At 40.4% G+C, this 7,442-nt stretch carries 5 protein-coding genes; 1 reads left to right on the forward strand and 4 read right to left on the reverse strand.

Features of this window, described 5'->3' with window-relative positions:
- Positions 1 to 2,460 (forward strand): transglycosylase domain-containing protein (locus tag Q0K35_RS00530; protein WP_294560611.1); only part of this gene is annotated, 2,460 nt, incomplete at its 5' end.
- A 146-nt stretch (positions 2,461 to 2,606) separates the two neighbouring features.
- On the opposite strand, the gene uxaC is transcribed toward Q0K35_RS00530, so the two are convergent.
- The 4 genes from uxaC to tnpA form a co-directional block, all read right to left on the reverse strand.
- On the reverse strand, positions 2,607 to 4,007 hold the full coding sequence (gene uxaC, locus Q0K35_RS00535) for a glucuronate isomerase (RefSeq protein ID WP_294560613.1): 1,401 nt from the start codon (positions 4,005 to 4,007) through the stop codon (positions 2,607 to 2,609).
- 4 nt (positions 4,008 to 4,011) lie between these two features.
- The gene (locus Q0K35_RS00540) at positions 4,012 to 5,625 is read right to left on the reverse strand and encodes a mannitol dehydrogenase family protein (RefSeq protein WP_294560615.1); all 1,614 of its coding nucleotides are present in this window, start codon (positions 5,623 to 5,625) and stop codon (positions 4,012 to 4,014) included.
- Complete coding sequence (gene uxuA, locus Q0K35_RS00545) at positions 5,612 to 6,694, reverse strand: mannonate dehydratase (protein WP_294560617.1); 1,083 nt, start codon at positions 6,692 to 6,694, stop codon at positions 5,612 to 5,614. Before uxuA ends, Q0K35_RS00540 begins: the two co-directional genes overlap by 14 nt.
- A 201-nt stretch (positions 6,695 to 6,895) precedes the next feature.
- A complete protein-coding gene (gene tnpA / locus Q0K35_RS00550) occupies positions 6,896 to 7,357 on the reverse strand; it encodes an IS200/IS605 family transposase (protein WP_294560618.1) in 462 nt (153 codons plus the stop codon).
- Between the last annotated feature and the right edge of the window lie 85 nt (positions 7,358 to 7,442).

Below are 7,442 nucleotides of genomic sequence, written 5' to 3' on the forward strand. Positions count from 1 at the left end.
CAGATATTGGCTCAGAAGCAGCAATTTGAAGAATCCCTGTTATATGGTGATCAGCCAACGACGATCATGATGAACGATGAGAATGGTGAATCTGTCCCTGCCATTCAGCTTTCCAGCGGTGATGGTCTCAGAGAGAACACTACCTATGACCAGGTACCTCAGGTGGTTATCGATGCTTTTTTGGCAGTCGAGGACTCCCGTTTCTTCAAGCATAATGGTTTCGATTTACCGCGTTTCTTAAAAGCTTTGCTTGAAAATATAAAAACGCTCAGCTTTGGTCAAGGTGGTTCGACACTTACGATGCAGATGATCGATGTGACACATCACACAACGGATGATTCACAGAATACCATTGAAAAGCTTTTTGCCAAGGTAGAAGAAATCTTCCTTGCATTAGAAGCTGAAAGCTCTTTAAGCAAAGAAGATATCTTGATGCGCTATCTGAATTATATTAATTTTGGCGGTGTTGCCAGAGGTGTCCAGAAAGGTGCACAATATTATTTTGGAAAAGACATTAGTGAAGTGACTCTTTCAGAGGCGGCTTTCCTGGCGGGTGTCATCAATGCACCGAACGCCTATAATCCTTATTTAAATTATGATAACGCCGTTGAAAGACGCAATACAGCCTTAGGGCTCATGCTTCAGCACGGTTATATCAGTCAGGAAGAATATGACCTGGCAATCAATACAAAATTGGCTTTCCAGCTGAATGGTACAACTAATTTTGAAGGTGACCCGCTGCAAAGCGTTATTGATTATGTTCATGATTATTGTGATGAAGAATTAGGTATTGATATTTATCAAGGTAATATGGTCATTTATACGACCTTTGATCTTAAAACCCAGCAGCTCTATGAAGCCATCATGAACGGTGAATATGGATTCTTCGAGAATGCACCATTAGGAATGCAGGCCGGCAGCGCCTTGATCGATGTCACTGATGGATCGATTGCCGCAATCGCCGGTGGCTTGAATTACACAGGTGATGTAAGAAAGAATCATGGATATAAAGAAATACATCAAACAGGATCAAGCATCAAACCATTGTTAGATTATACTTTAGCGTTTGAATATCTAGGCTGGTCGACGGATCAGATCATTGCCGATGTGCCTCGTAACTTTAATGGTTATACACCGCAAAATGCCGGTGGGGCCTTCCATGGTGATGTAACGATCCTTGAAGCGATTGCCCGGTCATGGAACATCCCGGCAATCACAGCTTTAAGTGAGGTCATTAATACCATCGGGCAAAATCGTGTTGCTGAAATTATGGTCAATTTGGGATTAACTACCTTCCAGAAGATCTTGGATGGAAAAGAAAACCTGGAATTAGGAATGGCCATCGGTGGCAGTACCATGACTGCTACACCGCTTCAAATGGCAGCGGCCTATGCGGCTTTGGCCAATGGCGGGGTTTATACGGAACCATACGCTATTACCCGCATTGAATTCTTAGATGGTGAACGTGAAGATTATGTCCATGAAGTCGTTTCCCGTCAGGTATTCTCTCCACAGGCTTCTTATCTGATGACTGAAATATTAGTACAGGCTGTCAGCAATTACCCTAGCTCTTTCCAAGGACTTATGAGAAGCAGCTATCAGGTTGCCACCAAGACAGGTACGAGTGACTGGGGAAATTTAGGTGCCGATTATGGTATTCCTACAAGAGCCGCGAAAGATAAATGGACGGTTTCTTATACAAGTAAATATTCCATTGCGACATGGCAAGGGTATGAAAATGATGGAAATGGTGTTCCATATGGTTATCTGACGGATGCGCAAATGAATGCAAATATACCGACGAAGATCAATAAGCTCATTTTTGATACGGTTCATGCCAACAATTATCCGGATGATTTTGTCCAGCCGAGCGGCATTGTCAATATTACCCATATCAAGGGAGCCTTTGATAACGGTCATTATGCTGTACCGGATGGTACGCCGGCTTCCATGATATCGACAGGTAAGGTCTTGAGTCAATTCGCAACTCTTAAGACATTGACACCGGATGAAATTTCATCCTTGAACTCATTTACAGCAGTTGTAAACGAAAATGCAAAGACCGTTGATTTCACGTTCACACCATATCCTGATAGTGATGCACTGAATGCCTTTGACGGTTTGTATCATGGTGTAGAAGGCTATCCGAATTATACAGGTACAAAGGTATTTGATAAAAAGGCTGTCTATGGTCCAATTGTTTATAAAGTAGAAGTCTTCCAGAACGGTACAAGTCTTGGTGTTACCAACTTTACCACTGATACGGGAAGCAATACCTTTAACATTACACCGGGTGTAGAAGCAAGGGTTTGCGGATATTATGGATATCAGAATGATAATTCTAAATCCAACCAAGTCTGTGTGACCCTCTCTTCCAGTGAAACAAGTAAATTGGGTAAGAATCAAACACCTGAAACACCTGAACAGCCAACGGATCCAACAGATGAAGATAATGATTAAAGAATACAGGAATCGAATGATTCCTGTATTTTATTTAGGTTCCATACAGGATATCATCTTTCTCCTCATTTCAAAGTACAATAAAAAATCGAAACTCTTCCATAAGTTTCGATTTTTCAGATATATTTTATCTCAAGATCCTATCATTAAAATCCAAAATATTGCTTACAGTTTTCGTAACAAATTCCTCTTATGATCTTTTCAAGTGCTTTTTCATCATCTGGATATTCACCATTTTCTACCCATGTACCAATAAGATCACATAAGATTCTACGGAAATATTCATGTCTTGTATATGACAAAAAGCTTCTTGAATCTGTCAGCATACCGATAAAATTCCCCAGTAAACCCAAATTCGCTAAAGAAGTCATCTGTTCGATCATTCCTGCTTTATGATCATTAAACCACCATGCACTTCCCTGTTGGATCTTGCCGATCGCACTTTCATCCTGAAAACAGCCGATCACTGATCCGATCATGGCATTGTCAGATGGATTCAACGAATAAAGTATTGTTTTTGGAAGACAGTCATGAAAAGCAAGATGATTGAGATAGGCTGCCAGCTGCTGAGATGATGCATAAGTAGAAATCGCATCAAAACCTGTATCCGGACCTAATTTTTTAAACATTTTCTGATTCAGATTCCGTGCTGCACCGTAATGTAATTGCATGACCCAGCCACGCTTATGGTATTCTTTCGCAAAAGCACACATGCAAGCTGTCTTATAAGCATCGATTTCATGTGAAGAAAGCTGATGACCTGATAAGCGTTTCTGAAAGATCTCTTCCAGCTCTTCTTTGCCTGCCTCAACATAACATACATAGTCTAAACCATGATCGCTTACCTTACAGCCATGTTTATCAAAATAATCCATTCTTGCCCTTAATGCATCAATCAGTGATGGGAAGCTGTTGATTTTTATCTGACTGACAGCAGACAGCTTTGACAGATAATCCACGAAATCTTCTTTCTCAATATTGATTGCCTTATCCGGGCGCCATGCCGGCAGCACTTTGGTATCAAAGGAATCATCTGAAGCAAGCAGCTCATGCCATTTTAAATCATCAATAGGATCATCTGTTGTACAGATGATTTCTACATTTGATTGAGAAATAATGCCGCGCACCGTCATGTCTTTATCATGCAGACGCTGATTACAGATCTCCCAGACCTCTTGTGCCGTATCGCTGCAAAGATGACCTTCATAATTAAAATAACGTTTTAATTCTAAATGTGACCAGTGATACAAAGGATTGCCAATTGCCTTTTCCAATGTTTCTGCCCATTTTTGAAACTTCTCATAATCAGTGGCATCACCGGTAATATATCTTTCACTAATGCCATTGGAACGCATCTGACGCCATTTATAATGATCGCCGCCCAGCCATACCTGTGTGATATTATCAAACCGGCGGTCTTCATAGATCTCTTTAGGATCGATATGGCAATGATAATCAATAATTGGCATCTTAGAGGCTATCTCATGATACAGTCTTTTTGCCGTTTCACTATGAAGCAGAAAATCTTCATCCATAAAGTTCTTCATAGCTTTACCTCGTATATTTTATCAACACGGCTCTTACAGCACCTGTGCCGGCACACATTTCTTTCAGATAGCCAACCACCTTATCAGCAAGTCCTGCCTGATACAGATCCACACCGAATATCGCCTCATTATGCAATAGATCACCGACGATGTCTTCTACATCATCCTCCATGCCCAATGAAAGTTTTGATGTGATCGGTGTCAGGGTTTCTAAAAGCGGATCCGGTGATCTTTCAAAGCTTTCACCTTGATCATTCACACCCATTAAATAACGAATCCAACCGGCAAATACTAATGGGATCAGTGTAAGATCGTCAACATTCAACGTATCCGAAGCCATATATTTCTTAATCGTTTCCCCAAAACGAATTGCCAGCTTCTGAGAGGTATCTGTTGCGATGCGCTGCGGCGTATCCGGCATAAACGGATTAACAAAACGTACATGGATGACCGTATCAATAAATTCCTTCGGATCAATGACTTTTGGATCGACGACTACCGGCAATCCTTCATCATATCCGATCTTCTCAACCAGCTTTCTTAACTGCTCATCCTTCATTTCTTCAGAAATCTTCTTATATCCTAAAAGACAGCCAAAAACAGCCAAGGCCGTATGAAGCGGATTTAAACAGGTACAGACCTTCATCTTTTCTACCTTATCCACCGTTTCGCGATCACTAAACATGACGCCACCCTTTTCCAATTCAGGACGTCCGTTAGGAAAAGCATCCTCTACGACCAGATATTCACATTCTTCCGCATTCACAAATGGCGCAACATATGTATTCTTAGAAGTTATGATCGGATCTAATCCCTCAATGCCATCATCATTCAAAATCTTTTCCACAGAAGCATCCGGTCTTGGTGTGATCTTATCGATCATGGTCCATGGGAAAGAAACACAATTTTTATTCTTGACATAATATTCAAAGCCTGGCGCAGCCATACCATTCTCTGCCCATTTTTTCGCAAAGGTATGAATTGCCTCATATAGCTTATCACCATTATGTGAACAATTATCCATGCTCACCATGGCAATTCCTCTTTCCGTATTGCGATAACGTGTATAAAGCAAAGAAGCTATCTTTCCTATATAAGAAGAAGGTGCTTCCGGCCCCATTTTAAAATCTCTCTCAACGCTGTCAAGCAGCTTTCCGCTGCCATCTACCAAAGAATATCCCTTTTCCGTTATCGTAAAAGTAGCCATCTGTAAAGAAGGATTCGAGAAGATCTCCTTCAGACGTGTAAACTCTTCTTCATTATCAGAATCCAGGATACAGCTTTCAACAACGCTTCCGATCACGCTCTTTTCAACCGTACCGTCTGCCTTCAGCGTTACCAGTATCGAATAATCATCATGAGGACGATTCATCTTTTCAATGATTTCATAATCAAAGCCTTCCGCAACGATCAATCCGCGGTCAAGTATCTTCTCATTCAAAAGCTTCTCAACGATATTTGCCTGAAAAGCACGAAAGATATTACCGGCCCCAAAATGGATCCACAGTGGTTTTTTTCTTGTAGAAGCAGCAACCTCTTCACGGTCATAATCACTCAGATGATATCCCTTATCTAACCACTGCTGACGCTCTTTTAAGCCTTTCTTATTTAATTCCATATCTCGTTGCTCCTTTTTCAATCGCTTCCCACAAACCATTCAGGTAAGCAGCTCCTAATGCACGATCATACAAACCATATCCCGGCATCGCTACCTCATCCCAGATCATACGTCCATGATCCGGACGGATCGGGCCATCAAAACCAATTTCATATAAGGCCCTCATGATCTCATACATATCAAAGCTGCCATCACTTGAAAGATGTGCCGCTTCTTCAAAATCACGATCTGAATTAAACTTCAGATTACGCACATGGGCAAAATGAATTCTTCCTTTCAAAGAACGGATCATATCCGGAAGATCATTCTTAGGATTCGTACCATAAGAACCACTGCAGAAAGTAACCCCATTATGCGGATTATCGACCATCTTCATCATTCTCAAAATATTTTCCTTATTGATGATGATCCTTGGCAATCCAAAAACAGACCATGCAGGATCATCCGGATGGATGGCCATATTGATATCATACTGATCACACACCGGCATGATCTTTTCAAGAAAATACTTTAGATTCTCAAATAACTTTTCATCATCAATATCCTTATACATGGCAAAAAGCTCCTTCACATGAGCCATTCTCTCCGGTTCCCAGCCCGGCATCACGCTGCCATTCGTATCCGAAGCGATCGATTCAAACATTTTCTCAGGATCAAGACGATCGACCGCATCCTGTGAATACGCTAAAACAGTTGAACCGTCTTCTCTTACACGAGCCAATTCCGTTCTTGTCCAATCGAAAACAGGCATAAAATTGTAACATACCAGATGAATATCCTCTTTGCCAAGATTTTCTAATGTTTCGATATAATTGGCAATATAGCGGTCACGTTCTTTCGCTCCCGTTTTGATTGCATCATGCACATTAACGCTTTCAATGCCGGCAACATGAAGTCCGCTCTCCTCTACTTCTTTTTTCATGGCAGCAATCTCTTCACGGCTCCATACCTCTCCCGGCTGCTTATCATATAAAGTAGTAATGACACCTGTTACTCCCGGTATCTGTCGGATTTGTTTTAAGGTAACGGTATCAAACTTTGAACCATACCATCTCAATGTCATTTCCATATAAAACCCTCTCTTTCACATAAATTTTATCATAATATTACCATTATTAAATCAAGATTTACCTCTTTTTTGACAATTTATACTGGTAATTTTTTAAAAGTAAATTACCACCAGCAAAGCTGGTGGCTTTTTGTTGCCCTATAAGGGCCTCTTGCTTTGCGGCGTCTTAAGACGCATGAAAGGATCTGACAGTCGCAATCCCTATTTTACTTTTTTAAATGGTTCATCGAATTCTTTGAAGCTTATTTGATCATACATCATATCTTCTTTTTCTTGATTTCTTATATATTCTTCTACTGCTTTTTGATTCAATCCTACTGTAGATACATAATATCCTCTGGCCCAAAAATGTCTGTTTCCATGCTTATATTTCAAATTTGCATGCCTTTCATATATCATGAGCGTGCTTTTCCCTTTTAGATATCCCACAAATTTGGAAACAGCCAATTTTGGCGGTATGCTTACAAGCATATGTATATGATCTTTCATTGCATGGGCTTCTATGATTTCAACATTTTGATATTGGCATAGTTGTCGTAATATTTCTCCTATGTCTTTCCTCAATTTGCCATATATTTCTTTCCTTCTGTATTTTGATATAAATATAATATGATATTTACAAATCCATTTTGTGTGTGATAAACTACTTTCGTCCATGGACATCCTCCTTTGCTTAATGTCGTGGCTGTCAGACCCACTCCATTATAGCAAAGGAGCTTTTTGTTTTCTTTATCGCTATCGCTTCTTT

This window comes from uncultured Traorella sp. (assembly GCF_944327115.1).
Taxonomy (GTDB): Bacteria; Bacillota_I; Bacilli_A; order Erysipelotrichales; family Erysipelotrichaceae; genus Traorella.